Below are 13,336 nucleotides of genomic sequence, written 5' to 3' on the forward strand. Positions count from 1 at the left end.
TGCCCGCAGGCGCCGCGCCCGCCCGATCGTCTGGAGCCGCCATGAGCCTGCGCCTGTTCACGTCCGAGTCGGTCACCGAAGGACACCCCGACAAGATCTGCGACCAGATCTCGGACAGCATCCTCGACGGGCTCCTGGCGGTCGACCGCGACAGCCGCGTGGCCGTCGAGACGCTCGTGACGACCGGCCTCGTGCACGTCGCGGGCGAGATCCGCACCGACGGCTACGTCGAGATCCCCGCGATCGTCCGGCGCGTGATCAACCGCATCGGCTACACCTCGAGCGACATGGGCTTCGACGGAGACTCGTGCGGCGTGAGCGTCTCGGTCGGCGAGCAGTCGAGCGACATCGCGCACGGCGTCGACAAGGCGCTCGAGCAGCGCGAGGGCGACTCGATCGACCGCTTCGACGTGCTCGGAGCGGGAGACCAGGGCATCATGTTCGGCTTCGCCACGAACGAGACCCCGCAGCTCATGCCGATGGCGGCATGGACGGCGCACCGGCTCGCCGAGCGCCTCACGGAGGTGCGGCGCAGCGGCGAGCTGCCGTTCCTGCGCCCCGACGGCAAGACCCAGGTCACGCTCGGCTACGAGGGATTCACCCCCCGGACGATCGACGCGGTCGTGCTCTCGACGCAGCACCACCCGAAGATGACGCAGGAGGAGCTCCGCGACGAGGTCGAGAGGTCGGTCATCCGCCCCGTCCTCGAGCAGACCGGGCTCGACGCCGAGGGCGTCAAGCTCTACATCAACCCCGCAGGGCCGTTCGTGACGGGCGGTCCGAAGGGCGACGCGGGCCTCACGGGGCGCAAGATCATCATCGACACGTACGGCGGCGCGTCGCGCCACGGCGGCGGCGCCTTCAGCGGCAAGGACCCGTCGAAGGTCGACCGCTCGGCCGCATACGCCATGCGGTGGGTCGCGAAGAACGCCGTGGCTGCGGGACTCGCCGATCGCCTCGAGGTGCAGGTCGCGTACGCGATCGGCAAGGCGAACCCGGTGGGCCTGTACGTCGAGTCCTTCGGTACGGGCAAGGTCTCGGACGACGTGATCATCCGCGCGATCGAGCAGGTCTTCGACCTGCGCCCCGCGGCGATCATCGAGCACCTCGACCTGCTGCGCCCGATCTACGCGCAGACCGCCGCGTACGGCCACTTCGGCCGCGAGCTGCCCGACTTCACCTGGGAGCAGACCACGCGCGTCGAGGAGCTGCGGCGCGCCGCAGGGCTCTGACGACGGGACGCGGGCGATGACACGCCGCATCGCGCGCGTGCAGCTCGACTCCCCGCTGCCGCAGCTCGACCGGCTCTTCGACTACGCGATCCCGCGCGAGCTCCTCGACGACGTCGCGCAGGGCGTGCGGGTGAAGGTGCCCCTGCGGACGGCCGGGCGGGTCGTCGAGGGCTTCGTCGTCGAGATCGACGACGAGGACGACGCCGACCGGCCGCTGTCGGAGATCGACCAGGTCGTCTCGAGCGCGCCCGTTCTGCCCGAGCGCCTCTACCGTCTCGCGCGCGCGGTCGCCGACCGTGCGGCGGGCTCCGCCGCGGACGTCCTGCGCCTCGCCGTGCCCAAGCGGATGGTGAGGGCCGAGAAGGCGTGGCTCGCGTCAGAGGCGCGCACGGCGCCGGTGGTGCTGTCGGCGGAGCGGCGGCGGGCCGAGGCGGTGCTCGAGGAGTTCCCGACGCTGCGCGAGCAGCTGCTCGCGGGGGAGCGCGTCGCGGTGGATGCGCCGCCGCGGCTCGTCGACGGCCGGCCGGCCTGGGCGCGCCTGCTCGCGGCCGCCGCCGCCACGATGCTCGCCGCCGGACGCTCGGCGATCGTCGCGGTCCCCGACCACCGAGATCTCGACCTCCTGCAGGAGCAGCTCCTCCCGCTGGTCCCGGACGGGGCGATCATCCGCCACGATGCGGGTCAGTCCGGCCCCGAGCGCTACGCGGGATACCTGCGCACGCTCGAGGCCGCGCCGTGCATCGTGATCGGCAACCGCTCGGCCGTCTACGCACCCGTCAGCGACGCGGGGCTCGTCGCGATCTGGGACGACGGCGACCCGCTGCTCGAGGAGCCGCTCGCGCCGTACGCCCACGCGCGCGACGTCGCTCTCGTGCGTCAGAGCATCGACGGCTGCGCGCTCCTGTTCGCCGGGCACACGCGGACGACCGACGTCGAGCGGCTCGTGTCGATCGGGTTCGTCGCGGAGGTGCAGGCGCCGCGCCGGATCGCGCCGCGCGTGGTGCTCAGCACGGCTCCCGAGCACGAGCAGGTCGCCGCGCGCATCCCGTCGGCGAGCTTCCGCGCCGTGCGCGAGGCGATCGCCGAGGGACCCGTGCTCGTCCAGGTCGCGCGTCCGGGCTATGCGCCGTCGCTCGTGTGCGCGGACTGCCGCACGCCGACGCGCTGCGCCCACTGCGGAGGACCGCTCCACGCGCGAGCGCGCGGTGCGACTCCCGTGTGCGCGTGGTGCGGGCGGTCGGCTCATGCGTGGTCCTGCCCGCAGTGCTCATCGACGCGGCTCCGGCTCGCGTCATCGGGCAGCGAGCGCACGGCCGACGAGCTCGGTCGCGCGTTCCCCGGTGCGCGGGTCGTCGTGGCCGACGGCGCGCATCCCGTCCGGGAGGTCGACGACCGGCCGGCGCTCGTCGTCGCGACGCGCGGCGCCGAGCCGCTCGCGCCGGGCGGCTACCGCGCCGTGCTCCTCCTGGACGGCGACCGCATGCTCCAGGCGCCCGACCTCAGGATCGGCGAGCACTGCCTGCGCTGGTGGTCGAACGCCGCGGCCCTCGCGGCGCCCGACGCGCCCGTGCATCTCGTCGGGGTGACGGGGCCGGTCGGCCGAGCCCTCGCGAGCTGGACGCAGCCGCACTACGCCCGGCTGGAGCTCGGCGAGCGCGCGCCCCTGCGCATGCCGCCGGCCTCGCGCGTGGCCCGGCTGGAGGGCGACACGGCGGCCGTCGACGCGGCGCTCCGCTCGCTCGCGGAGGACGTGCCGGGGCTCCCGTTCGACGCGATCCTCGGGCCGGTGCCGATCGATCGCGACGGGTATCCGGGCTCGCGCGCGCTCATCCGCTTCGACTACGGCCGCGGACCGGCGGTGACCCGGTCGCTGCGCGCGTCGGTCGTCGCAGCGGCCATGAAGGCCCGCGGCCGCGCGAAGGACTCACGAAGCCGCAAGGCGGCCCGCAATACACTCGCAGTGCGCGTCGACATCGCCGACCCCGAGCTCTGAAGGACCAGCCGTCATGACCTCCCCTCGCCCGCTCCGGCTCGTGTTCGCCGGCACCCCCGACGTCGCCGTGCCCTCGCTGCGCGCCCTGCACGCGGCGGGTCACGACATCGCGGCCGTCGTCACGCGCCCCGACGCGCCGCTCGGCCGCAAGCGCGTGCTCACCCCGTCGCCCGTCGCGCAGGCGGCCGACGAGCTCGGCCTGCGCGTGATCAGGGCCGCGCGCCTCGACGCCGACGCGACCGAGGCGATCACCGCTCTGGCCCCCGAGCTCGCCGTCGTCGTCGCCTACGGCGGCCTGGTGCGCGAGCCCCTCCTGTCGGCTCCGCGGCACGGATGGATCAACCTCCACTTCTCGCTCCTGCCGCGCTGGCGCGGGTCCGCCCCCGTTCAGCACGCGCTCATCGCGGGCGACGCCGAGCTCGGGACCGCCGTGTTCCAGCTCGTGCGCGAGCTCGACGCGGGCGACGTCTACGCGCAGGAGGCCGTGCCGCTTCCCGACGACGCGACGGCGGGGGAGGCCCTCGCGGTCCTCGCCGAGGCCGGCGCGGCGCAGCTCGTCGACGTCGTGTCGACCATCGCCGCGGGGAACGCGCAGGCGAGGCCGCAGGAGGGCGACCCGACCCCGGCACCCAAGCTCGAGCTCGCCGACGGCCTCCTCGAGTGGACCGAGCCCGCGGACCGCGTGTTCGCGCGGTACCGGGGCGTGACGCCCGAGCCGGGCGCGCACACGACGCTCGACGGCGCGCGCTTCAAGATCCTGCGGATGGCGAGGGCGGGCGCGGGCGCGCCGCTCGCGCCGGGGGAGACCGCGGCGGCGAAGGACGGCGTCCTCGTCGGCACCGGGACCGAGCCGCTTCTGCTGACCCGCGTCCAGCCGGCGGGCAAGGGGGCGATGGCCGCGGCCGACTGGTTCCGCGGGCTGCGCGAGACGGCGCGGCTGGGCGCATGAGCGCCGCACCACGCCGCGGCGACCGCCGCACCGTCGTCCGGGTGCAGCCGGCCCGCCAGGTCGCGTTCGCCGTGCTGCGCGCGGTGTCGTCGTCCGACGCGTACGCGAACCTCCTGCTGCCGCGCGAGATCGAGCGCGCGGGCCTCACAGGACCCGACGCGGGCCTCGCGACCGAGCTCGCATACGGCACGCTCCGCCGTCTCGGAACGTACGACGCGATCATCCGCCTCGCAGCCGATCGCGAGCCGGATGCGATCGATGCGCCCGTGCTCGATGCCCTGCGCCTCGGCGCGCACCAGCTCCTCGCGACGCGCGTGGCGCCGCATGCCGCCGTCAACGAGTCGGTCCAGCTCGTGCGCGACGAGGCGGGGCCGCGCGCCGCGGGCTTCGCGAACGCCGTGCTGCGGAGGGTCGGCCAGGACGATCTCGCCACGTGGACCGACCGGGCTGCCGCGTCGGCCCGGTCCGACGACGAGCGCCTCGCGATCGCGTCGGCGCACCCGGTGTGGGTGATCCGCGCGCTGCGGCGCGCCCTCGCAGCCGAGGGGCGCGAGAGCGAGCTCGACGCGCTGCTCGCGGCCGACAACGCCTCGCCGTCGGTGACGATGGCGGCGCTGCCCGGTCTCGCGGAGGCGCAGGGCGAGCCGACGCCGCACTCCCCGGTGGGCTTCCGCCTCGGCGGCGGCGATCCCGAGCCCCTCGTGCGCGCATCGGCCGGAGCCCTGCGCGTGCAGGACGAGGGCTCGCAGCTCGTCGCGCTCGCGCTGTCGCGCCTCGCACCGGTCGCGCCACGCGAGCGGTGGCTCGACCTGTGCGCGGGCCCGGGCGGCAAGGCCGCGCTCCTCGCCGCGGAGGCGCTCGCGGGCGGCGCGCGCCTCGAGGCGAACGAGGTCGTGCCCGCGCGGGCCGGCCTCGTGCGCAGGGCGCTCGCCCCTGTGCCGCTCGAAGTCGTCGTGCACGAGAGGGACGGGCGGGAGCTCGCGGCCGCCCAGCCCGGCTCGTTCGACCGGATCCTCGTCGACGCGCCGTGCACGGGGCTCGGCGCTCTCCGTCGGCGGCCGGAGGCGCGGTGGCGCAAGCAGCCGTCCGATGTCGCCGAGCTCGCCGCCATCCAGGCACAGCTGCTCGACGCCGCGGTCACCGCGCTCGCGCCGGGCGGCACGGTCGCGTACGTGACGTGCTCCCCGCATCTCGCGGAGACGGCGGCGATCGTGCGCGAGATCCTCGAGCGACGCGGATCCGACGTCGAGGAGCTCGACGCCCGCGCCGCGCTGCAGGCGGTCGCCCGCACGCCCCTCGACCTCCCCGCCCCGGTAGACGGGTCGGGCCACGCGCAGCTGTGGCCGCATCGGCACGGGACCGACGCGATGTTCCTCGCGCTCCTGCGGAGGCGGTGACCCGCCGCGACGCGCGATAATGGCGGGGTGACACCCCCCGGCGCGCCGCGCATCAACCCGAGCATCCTGTCCGCCGACTTCGTCAACATGCAGGCCGACCTCGAGCGGATCGCGACGGCCGACTTCGTGCATGTGGACGTCATGGACAACCACTTCGTGCCGAACCTCACGTTCGGGCCGCAGATGGTGCAGCGCATCCAGGAGACGAGCCCCGTGCCGCTCGACGTCCACCTCATGATCACGGATGCGAACCGGTGGGCGCCGGGCTACGCCGAGCTGGGGGCGGCGTCGGTGACGTTCCACCTCGAGGCGTCGCACGACCCGGTCGCGCTCGCCCGCCGCCTGCGCGGCATCGGCGCGAGGGCCGGTGTCGCCATCAAGCCCGGCACGCCGGCCGACGCCCTCTACGAGCACCTGCACGAGTTCGACCAGATCCTCGTGATGACCGTCGAGCCCGGGTTCGGCGGCCAGTCGTTCATGCCCGAGATGATGCCCAAGCTCCGGGCCCTCGCCGAGGAGGCGCGTCGGGTCGGGGCGCCGGTGTGGTTCCAGGTGGACGGCGGCATCTCCGAGTCCACGATCGCGCAGGCCGCCGAGGCCGGCGCCGACACGTTCGTCGCGGGCTCCGCGGTGTTCGGCGCCGCGGACATCGACGTCGCGATCGCCGACCTCCGCGCCCTCGCCGCGGAGCACGTGCACGCGAACCGGTAGCCTTGACGGGTGAAGAACTTCGACGACCTGTTCGCCGAGCTGGCTGAGAAGGCCCAGACGCGTCCGGAGGGCTCCGGGACCGTCAAGGAGCTCGACGCCGGCATCCACTTCATCGGCAAGAAGATCGTGGAAGAGGCCGCCGAGGTGTGGATGGCCGCGGAGTACGAGTCCGACGCCGAGGCCGCGGAGGAGATCTCGCAGCTGCTGTACCACCTCCAGGTGCTCATGCTCGCGAAGGGCCTCACCCTCGAGGACGTGTACCGACATCTGTGAGCCGCACCGCTCATCCGTCTGACACCCCGATCGAAAGACCTCGCATGCTCCGCATCGCCGTTCCCAACAAGGGCTCGCTCTCCGAGACCGCCGCCGAGATGCTCGCGGAGGCCGGCTACGCCGGTCGCCGCGACTCGAAGTCGCTGCACCTCATCGACGCCGCCAACGACGTCGAGTTCTTCTACCTGCGCCCGCGCGACATCGCCACGTACGTCTCCGCCGGTGCGCTCGACGTCGGCATCACCGGCCGCGACCTGCTCCTGGACGTGCGGATGTCCGCCCGGGAGATCGAGACGCTCGGCTTCGCGACGTCGACGTTCCGCTTCGCCGCCCCTCCCGGGCGCTTCGCGGGCGTGGCCGATCTCGACGGCGCGCGCATCGCGACGTCGTACCCCGGGCTCGTCGACTCGTTCCTTGACAGCCACGGCGTCGCAGCCGACCTCGTGCCGCTGGACGGCGCCGTGGAGTCGGCCGTCGAGCTCGGCGTCGCCGACGCGATCGCCGACGTCGTCGAGACCGGCACGACCCTCCGGCAGGCCGGACTCGACATCTTCGGGCCCGTGATCCTCGAGTCCGAGGCCGTGCTCATCCAGGGCCCGCGCGAGCACGCGGGCATCGAGACGCTCCTGCGCCGCCTGCGCGGCGTGATGGTCGCCCGGCAGTACGTCATGCTCGACTACGACCTCCCCGCGGCGCTCGTCGACCGCGCCGTGGAGATCGCCTCCGGCATCGAGTCGCCCACCGTGTCGCCGCTGCGCGACCCCGAGTGGGTGGCCGTGCGCGTCATGGTCCCGCGCCGCGGCGTGAACCGCGTGATGGACGAGCTGTACGGCATCGGCGCGCGCGCGATCCTCGTCACGGCCATCCACAACGCGCGCCTCTGATGAGCGTCGTCACCCGGGTCATCCCGTGCCTCGACGTGGCCGGCGGCCGCGTCGTCAAGGGCGTCAACTTCGAGAACCTCCGCGAGATGGGCGACCCCGTCGAGCTCGCCCGCCGGTACTTCGAGCAGGGCGCCGACGAGCTCACCTTCCTCGACGTCACGGCGACGGTCGACGAGCGCGCCACGACCTACGATGTCGTGCGGCGCACGGCCGAGGAGGTCTTCATCCCGCTCACGGTGGGCGGCGGCGTCCGCTCGGTCGACGACGTCGCGCGGCTCCAGGGCGTGGGCGCCGACAAGGTGGGCGTCAACTCGGCCGCGATCGCCCGCCCCGGCCTGCTGGACGAGATCGCCGACCGGTTCGGCGCGCAGGCGCTCGTCCTCTCGCTCGATGTCAAGCGCTCGCCCCGAACGCCCTCCGGGTTCGTCGTGACGACCCACGGCGGCAAGAAGGAGACCGACCTCGACGCGCTCGCGTGGGCGCGCGAGGCGATCGAGCGCGGCGCGGGCGAGCTGCTCGTGAACTCGATCGACGCCGACGGCACGAAGGCCGGCTTCGACCTCGAGCTCGTGGGGCTCATGCGCGAGCTCGCGAGCGTGCCCGTGATCGCGTCGGGCGGGGCAGGCGACGTGTCGCACTTCGCGCCCGCCGTGCGCGCGGGCGCCGACGCGGTGCTCGCGGCCAGCGTCTTCCACTCGGGCCAGATGACGATCGGCGAGGTCAAGCAGGCGCTGCGCGCCGACGGGATCGAGACGCGATGAGCGAGGTCGACGACCGCATCGCGCGCGTGGCGTTCGGCCCCGACGGGCTCGTCCCCGCGATCGTGCAGCAGTGGGACACGCGCGAGGTGCTCATGCTCGCGTGGATGGACGCCGAGGCCCTGCGCCGCACGCTGACCTCGGGACGGGTGACCTACTGGTCGAGGTCGCGGCGCGAGTACTGGCGCAAGGGCGACACGTCCGGGCACATCCAGATCGTGAAGGGCGCGAAGCTCGACTGCGACGGCGACGTCGTCCTGCTCGAGATCGACCAGATCGGGCCCGCCTGCCACACGAACACGCGCACGTGCTTCGACAGCGACACCTCCCGCCCCGAGGTGGGCGACCGCGACCTCCACCCGGTGGTCGGATGACCGACGGGCGGATGGGCGCGGCGCCCGGCGAGGGGGCGCTCGCGGGGCGCGGGCGGATGATCGCGGTGCTCGCGGCGCTCTCGGGCGCGGCGCTCGCGCTGATCGGATCGACGCAGACGTGGCTCACCGCCTCGGTCGCCGGCGCGACGCTCCCGGTCGCCGGCTCCGAGGCGGTCTCGGTGCTCCAGCCGCTCTCGCTCGCGGCCCTCGCGCTGTCGCTCGTGCTCGCGATCGTGGGCCCGGTCGTCCGCTACGTCCTCGCGGCGCTCGCGGTCGCGGTCGGCGGGGGGATCGCGTGGCTGAGCGCCGCGCTCGTGGCGGCACCGCGCGCGACGGCGGCGTCGGCCGTCGTCACCGAGCACACCGGCATCGCCGGGGAGTCGGCGATCGAGGACCTCGTGCAGGGGATGGCACTCACCCCCTGGCCGGCGGTGACCATCGTCGCGGGCGCGCTCATCGCGCTCGCGGGCCTGTGGACCCTCGGCACCGCTCACGCATGGCGGCGCGCGGGGCGCCGCTACGAGAAGCGCTCCGGCCGCACGGCCGCGGCCGACGACGCCCCGCTCGATGCGATCGACTCGTGGGACGACCTGTCCCGCGGCGACGACCCCACCCGCTGACGGCGGCAGGGGCCAGCGCCCGGCCCCGATAGACTGGACGACGTTCCCAGCAGCACGGAGGATGACACGACATGACCCACTCGATCGACGACCCCGGACACGGACACTCGCCCGCCGCCTGGAGCGCTGTGCTCATCATGCTCCTCGGGCTCTCCGTCGCCGCGGTCGCGCTGTTCCTGTGGGTGCCGTGGCTGCTCATCGCCTCGGCCGCGGTCTTCCTGATCGGACCCATCGTGGGCTTCATCCTCACGAAGGCGGGCTACGGCGCAGGCGGATCCAAGTACCAGCCCAAGGCGCACTGATGTCGCTCCTGGCCGAGCTCACGGCCGGGGCCGTCGAGGACGCCGAGGCGCGCAGAGCCGAGCGGCCCTCGGCCGTCGTCGAGAGCGCAGCCGCCGCACAGGCGCCTGCGCTCGACGTCGTCTCCGCGCTCCGTCCCGACGCCCGGGTGAAGATCATCGCCGAGGTGAAGCGCGCGAGCCCCTCGCGCGGCGACCTCGCCGCGATCCCCGACCCCGCGCTGCAGGCGGGGCTGTACGAGCAGGGCGGAGCGTCGGCCATCTCGGTTCTCACCGAGCAGCGCCGGTTCAAGGGCAGTCTCGCCGACCTCGCGGCGGTGCGCGCCCGCGTCTCGCTCCCGGTGCTGCGCAAGGACTTCATCGCGACCCCGTACCAGGTGCTCGAGGCCCGCGCGGCCGGCGCCGACATCGTGCTGCTCATCGTGGCGGCGCTCGAGCAGCCCGTGCTCGAGGAGCTCTACCGGCTCACGATCGAGCTCGGGATGACGCCCCTCGTCGAGGCCCACTCCGCCGATGAGGTCGCGCGCGCCGCGGATCTGGGCGCCGATCTCATCGGCGTGAACGCACGCGACCTGTCGACCTTCGAGCTCGACCGCGACCTGTTCGGGCGGCTCGTCGACGGCTTCCCCGCCGGCGCGATCCGCATCGCCGAGTCGGCGGTGCTCTCTCCCGATGACGTCGCGCACTACCGCGAGGCGGGCGCGGATGTCGTGCTCGTGGGCGAAGCGCTCGTCACGGGCGACCCGGTTTCCACGCTCGGCGCGTTCCTCGCCGCCGGCGACTTCGCAGCAGGGGAGAGGCGCGCATGAGCCTTCGCGAGCAGCCCGGCCCGTTCTTCGGCGACTTCGGCGGGCGCTACATGCCCGAGTCGCTCATCGCGGCGATCGACGAGCTCGCGGTCGCGCACGAGGAGGCGATGGCCGACCCCGCCTTCCACGCAGAGCTGAACGCGCTCCTCGCGGACTACGCCGGCCGCCCGTCGGCCCTCACGGAGGTGCCGCGCTTCGCGGAGCATGCGGGCGGCGCCCGCATCTTCCTCAAGCGCGAGGATCTCAACCACACGGGCAGCCACAAGATCAACAACGTCCTCGGCCAGGCGCTGCTCACGAGGCGGCTCGGCAAGACGCGCGTGATCGCCGAGACGGGCGCCGGCCAGCACGGCGTCGCCACGGCGACCGCGGCCGCGCTCTTCGGGCTCGAGTGCCGCATCTACATGGGCGAGGTCGACACCGAGCGCCAGGCGCTCAACGTGGCGCGCATGCGCCTGCTGGGCGCCGAGGTCGTGGCCGTCAAGACCGGCTCGCGCACCCTCAAGGACGCGATCAACGAGGCGTACCGCGAGTGGGTGTCGAGCGTCGAGACGACGAACTACATCTTCGGCACGGCCGCGGGCCCGCACCCGTTCCCCGCGATGGTCCGCGATTTCCAGAAGATCATCTCCGACGAGGCGCGCGCGCAGCTCCTCGAGCGCGTCGGGCGCCTGCCCGACGCCGTCCTCGCGTGCGTCGGCGGCGGATCGAACGCGATCGGCATGTTCGACGCGTTCATCGACGACCCCGGCGTGCGGCTCTTCGGCGTCGAGGCGGCGGGCGACGGCGTCGACACCCCGCGTCACGCCGCGTCGATCGAGCGCGGTCGTCCGGGCGTCCTGCACGGAGCGCGCACCTTCGTGCTGCAGGACGAGGACGGCCAGACCGTCGAGTCGCACTCGATCTCCGCCGGCCTGGACTATCCGGGCGTCGGCCCCGAGCACTCGTGGCTCGCCTCGATCGGGCGCGCGGAGTACATCCCCGCGACCGACGCCGAGGCGATGGGCGCGCTGCGCCTGCTGAGCCGGACCGAGGGCATCATCCCCGCGATCGAGTCGGCCCATGCGCTCGCCGGCGCGCTGCGGATCGGGCGCGAGCTCGGGCCGGACGCCGTGCTCGCGGTGTGCCTCTCCGGCCGCGGCGACAAGGACATGGACACGGCCGCCCGCTGGTTCGGCCTCTACGACGAGGGAGCCGACGCGTGAGCCGTGTCGAGGACGCGATCGCCCGGGCCGCTGCCGACGGACGAGGAGCCTTCATCGGCTACCTCCCTGTGGGGTTCCCCGACCTGCAGACGAGCATCGACGCGGCCGTCGCCCTCGCCGAGAACGGCGTCGACATCATCGAGCTGGGCCCGCCCTACAGCGACCCCGTGATGGACGGCCCCATCATCCAGGAGGCGACGAACGCGGCGCTCGAGGCGGGCTTCCGCACCGAGCACCTCTTCACGGCGCTGCGCGAGATCACGGCGCGCACCGATGTGCCCGTGCTCGTCATGACGTACTGGAACCTCGTCGTCCAGCGCGGCGTCGACCGCTATGCCGACGAGGTGCGCGCCGCGGGCGGCGCGGGGCTCATCACGCCGGACATCACCCCGGACGCCGCGGCCGACTGGATCGCCGCGGCCGAGCGCACGGGACTGGACCGCGTCTTCCTCGCGGCGCCGACCTCGACCGACGACCGGCTCGATCTCATCGTCGGCGCGACCACGGGCTTCGTCTACACCGTCTCGACCATGGGGATCACGGGGGAGCGCGCGGAGCTCGACAAGGCGGCCAGGGCGCTCGTGGGCCGCCTGCGCGCGCACGGCGCCGCACGCGCGTGCGTCGGCATCGGCGTCTCGAGCGCCGAGCACATCGCGAGCATCGTGGAGTACGCCGACGGCGCGATCGTGGGCACCGCCCTCGTGCGCGCGCTGCGGGACGGCGGGGTCGAGGGCCTCGCCGAGAAGACCCGCGAGCTCGCGGCGGGCACCGTGCGTCACGGAGCCGCACCCGAGAGGAATTAGACTCTCGATCATGCTGTCCTCCGCCCTGACGAGCGTCGTCGCGAGCATCCCCAGCCCCCCGGAGTCGTTCTTCGAGATCGGCCCGCTGCGAATCCACTACTACGCCCTGTGCATCATCACGGGCATCGTCGTGGCGACGCTCATCACGAACCGCCGTCTCACGCGGCGCGGGGCGGAGCCGTGGGTCGTCATCGACATCGCGCTCCTCGCGGTGCCGCTCGCGATCGTGGGCGCGCGCGCCTACCACGTGCTCACGCACTGGGGCTTCTACTTCGGCGAGGGCGCCAACCCGTGGAACCCGCTCGAGCCCGGCTCGGTGTGGGCGATCTGGGAGGGCGGCATCGCGATCTTCGGCGCGCTGCTGGGCGGCGCGCTGGGCGCGTGGCTCGGCTGCCGGTGGACCGGCATCCGGTTCTGGACGTTCGCCGACGCGCTCGCGCCCGGCCTCCTGCTCGCGCAGGCGCTCGGCCGCTTCGGCAACTGGTTCAACCACGAGCTGTTCGGCTGGCCGACCGACCTCCCCTGGGGCCTCGAGATCGAGCCCGACAACCCCGCCTTCCCGCCGGGGCTCCCCGACGACACGCTGTTCCACCCGACCTTCCTCTACGAGATCGTCTGGAACGTCATCGGCGTCGTCCTGCTCTTCTGGCTCGGCCGGAGCCTCGCGTTCCAGTGGGGACGGCTGTTCGCGGTCTACCTCATCTGGTACGGCGCGGGCCGCGTCGTCTGGGAGACCATCCGCATCGACCCGAGCGAGATCATCCTCGGCCTGCGCACGAACGTGTGGGGCGCGATCGCGGCGATCGTCGTGGGCGCCGTCGTCCTCGTCGTGCAGGCGCGGCACACGGGCCTCGAGCCCAGCCCCTACCGACCGGGCCGCGAGCGGGCCGACGCGGACGCGCTACAATCGCAGGGCGACTTCGTCGATGTCAGCGAACCCCCCGCGTCGGAAGCCGCTCTGAAGCCGTCGCCACAAGCACCGTAGCGATGATCCCGCCCCTCTGCTGTCCTTTCGGAAAGGGCACGAGG

At 73.7% G+C, this 13,336-nt stretch carries 15 protein-coding genes; all 15 read left to right on the plus strand.

Going from position 1 to position 13,336, the window contains the following annotated elements; translation table 11 throughout:
• The first annotated feature begins 41 nt into the window (after window positions 1–41).
• The 15 genes from metK (at window position 42) to lgt (ending at window position 13,292) form a co-directional block, all read left to right on the plus strand.
• Window positions 42–1,232 carry a methionine adenosyltransferase gene (gene metK, locus PKE79_RS00980; protein WP_271171797.1) on the plus strand — a complete coding sequence of 397 codons (1,191 nt, stop codon included), beginning with the start codon at window positions 42–44 and terminating at the stop codon, window positions 1,230–1,232.
• Between the two features lie 16 nt (window positions 1,233–1,248).
• Window positions 1,249–3,225: a primosomal protein N' family DNA-binding protein gene (locus PKE79_RS00985; protein WP_271171798.1), complete on the plus strand. Its 1,977-nt coding sequence runs from the start codon at window positions 1,249–1,251 to the stop codon at window positions 3,223–3,225.
• Between the two features lie 13 nt (window positions 3,226–3,238).
• Complete coding sequence (gene fmt, locus PKE79_RS00990; RefSeq protein ID WP_271171799.1) at window positions 3,239–4,174, plus strand: methionyl-tRNA formyltransferase; 936 nt, start codon at window positions 3,239–3,241, stop codon at window positions 4,172–4,174.
• Window positions 4,171–5,571, plus strand: a complete 1,401-nt coding sequence (locus tag PKE79_RS00995; protein WP_271171800.1) for an RsmB/NOP family class I SAM-dependent RNA methyltransferase — start codon at window positions 4,171–4,173, stop codon at window positions 5,569–5,571. Before fmt ends, PKE79_RS00995 begins: the two co-directional genes overlap by 4 nt.
• Window positions 5,572–5,598: 27 nt before the next feature.
• Window positions 5,599–6,282 carry a ribulose-phosphate 3-epimerase gene (gene rpe, locus PKE79_RS01000; protein WP_271171801.1) on the plus strand — a complete coding sequence of 228 codons (684 nt, stop codon included), beginning with the start codon at window positions 5,599–5,601 and terminating at the stop codon, window positions 6,280–6,282.
• A gap of 9 nt (window positions 6,283–6,291) precedes the next feature.
• Window positions 6,292–6,555, plus strand: a complete 264-nt coding sequence (locus PKE79_RS01005) for a phosphoribosyl-ATP diphosphatase (RefSeq protein ID WP_271171802.1) — start codon at window positions 6,292–6,294, stop codon at window positions 6,553–6,555.
• Between the two features lie 44 nt (window positions 6,556–6,599).
• Window positions 6,600–7,439 (plus strand): ATP phosphoribosyltransferase, encoded by an 840-nt coding sequence (hisG, locus tag PKE79_RS01010; protein ID WP_271171803.1) that lies wholly within the window; start codon window positions 6,600–6,602, stop codon window positions 7,437–7,439.
• The gene (gene hisF / locus PKE79_RS01015) at window positions 7,439–8,200 is read left to right on the plus strand and encodes an imidazole glycerol phosphate synthase subunit HisF (protein ID WP_271171804.1); all 762 of its coding nucleotides are present in this window, start codon (window positions 7,439–7,441) and stop codon (window positions 8,198–8,200) included. Before hisG ends, hisF begins: the two co-directional genes overlap by 1 nt.
• Window positions 8,197–8,571: a phosphoribosyl-AMP cyclohydrolase gene (gene hisI / locus PKE79_RS01020; RefSeq protein WP_271171805.1), complete on the plus strand. Its 375-nt coding sequence runs from the start codon at window positions 8,197–8,199 to the stop codon at window positions 8,569–8,571. The genes hisF and hisI overlap by 4 nt, the downstream gene beginning before the upstream one ends.
• Window positions 8,568–9,191, plus strand: a complete 624-nt coding sequence (locus PKE79_RS01025) for a Trp biosynthesis-associated membrane protein (protein ID WP_271171806.1) — start codon at window positions 8,568–8,570, stop codon at window positions 9,189–9,191. The genes hisI and PKE79_RS01025 overlap by 4 nt, the downstream gene beginning before the upstream one ends.
• Window positions 9,192–9,262: 71 nt before the next feature.
• On the plus strand, window positions 9,263–9,493 hold the full coding sequence (locus PKE79_RS01030) for a DUF6704 family protein (protein WP_271171807.1): 231 nt from the start codon (window positions 9,263–9,265) through the stop codon (window positions 9,491–9,493).
• On the plus strand, window positions 9,493–10,299 hold the full coding sequence (gene trpC, locus PKE79_RS01035; RefSeq protein ID WP_271171808.1) for an indole-3-glycerol phosphate synthase TrpC: 807 nt from the start codon (window positions 9,493–9,495) through the stop codon (window positions 10,297–10,299). Before PKE79_RS01030 ends, trpC begins: the two co-directional genes overlap by 1 nt.
• The gene (gene trpB, locus PKE79_RS01040) at window positions 10,296–11,504 is read left to right on the plus strand and encodes a tryptophan synthase subunit beta (protein WP_271171809.1); all 1,209 of its coding nucleotides are present in this window, start codon (window positions 10,296–10,298) and stop codon (window positions 11,502–11,504) included. The genes trpC and trpB overlap by 4 nt, the downstream gene beginning before the upstream one ends.
• Window positions 11,501–12,307, plus strand: a complete 807-nt coding sequence (gene trpA / locus PKE79_RS01045; RefSeq protein WP_271171810.1) for a tryptophan synthase subunit alpha — start codon at window positions 11,501–11,503, stop codon at window positions 12,305–12,307. The genes trpB and trpA overlap by 4 nt, the downstream gene beginning before the upstream one ends.
• 10 nt (window positions 12,308–12,317) lie before the next feature.
• Window positions 12,318–13,292, plus strand: a complete 975-nt coding sequence (gene lgt, locus PKE79_RS01050) for a prolipoprotein diacylglyceryl transferase (protein ID WP_271171811.1) — start codon at window positions 12,318–12,320, stop codon at window positions 13,290–13,292.
• The last annotated feature ends 44 nt before the right edge of the window (window positions 13,293–13,336 follow it).

This window comes from Microbacterium barkeri (genome assembly GCF_027921765.1).
In the GTDB taxonomy this organism is placed as follows: domain Bacteria; phylum Actinomycetota; class Actinomycetes; order Actinomycetales; family Microbacteriaceae; genus Microbacterium; species Microbacterium barkeri.

Bases quoted from the DNA above. Each gene is read 5' to 3' on its own strand.
- PKE79_RS01025 (WP_271171806.1), top strand. From the start codon at position 8,568: ATGACCGACGGGCGGATGGGCGCGGCGCCCGGCGAGGGGGCGCTCGCG.
- lgt (WP_271171811.1), top strand. From the start codon at position 12,318: ATGCTGTCCTCCGCCCTGACGAGCGTCGTCGCGAGCATCCCCAGCCCC.
- PKE79_RS00985 (WP_271171798.1), top strand. From the start codon at position 1,249: ATGACACGCCGCATCGCGCGCGTGCAGCTCGACTCCCCGCTGCCGCAG.
- trpC (WP_271171808.1), top strand. From the start codon at position 9,493: ATGTCGCTCCTGGCCGAGCTCACGGCCGGGGCCGTCGAGGACGCCGAG.
- hisG (WP_271171803.1), top strand. From the start codon at position 6,600: ATGCTCCGCATCGCCGTTCCCAACAAGGGCTCGCTCTCCGAGACCGCC.
- fmt (WP_271171799.1), top strand. From the start codon at position 3,239: ATGACCTCCCCTCGCCCGCTCCGGCTCGTGTTCGCCGGCACCCCCGAC.
- hisF (WP_271171804.1), top strand. From the start codon at position 7,439: ATGAGCGTCGTCACCCGGGTCATCCCGTGCCTCGACGTGGCCGGCGGC.
- PKE79_RS00995 (WP_271171800.1), top strand. From the start codon at position 4,171: ATGAGCGCCGCACCACGCCGCGGCGACCGCCGCACCGTCGTCCGGGTG.
- metK (WP_271171797.1), top strand. From the start codon at position 42: ATGAGCCTGCGCCTGTTCACGTCCGAGTCGGTCACCGAAGGACACCCC.
- hisI (WP_271171805.1), top strand. From the start codon at position 8,197: ATGAGCGAGGTCGACGACCGCATCGCGCGCGTGGCGTTCGGCCCCGAC.
- trpB (WP_271171809.1), top strand. From the start codon at position 10,296: ATGAGCCTTCGCGAGCAGCCCGGCCCGTTCTTCGGCGACTTCGGCGGG.
- PKE79_RS01030 (WP_271171807.1), top strand. From the start codon at position 9,263: ATGACCCACTCGATCGACGACCCCGGACACGGACACTCGCCCGCCGCC.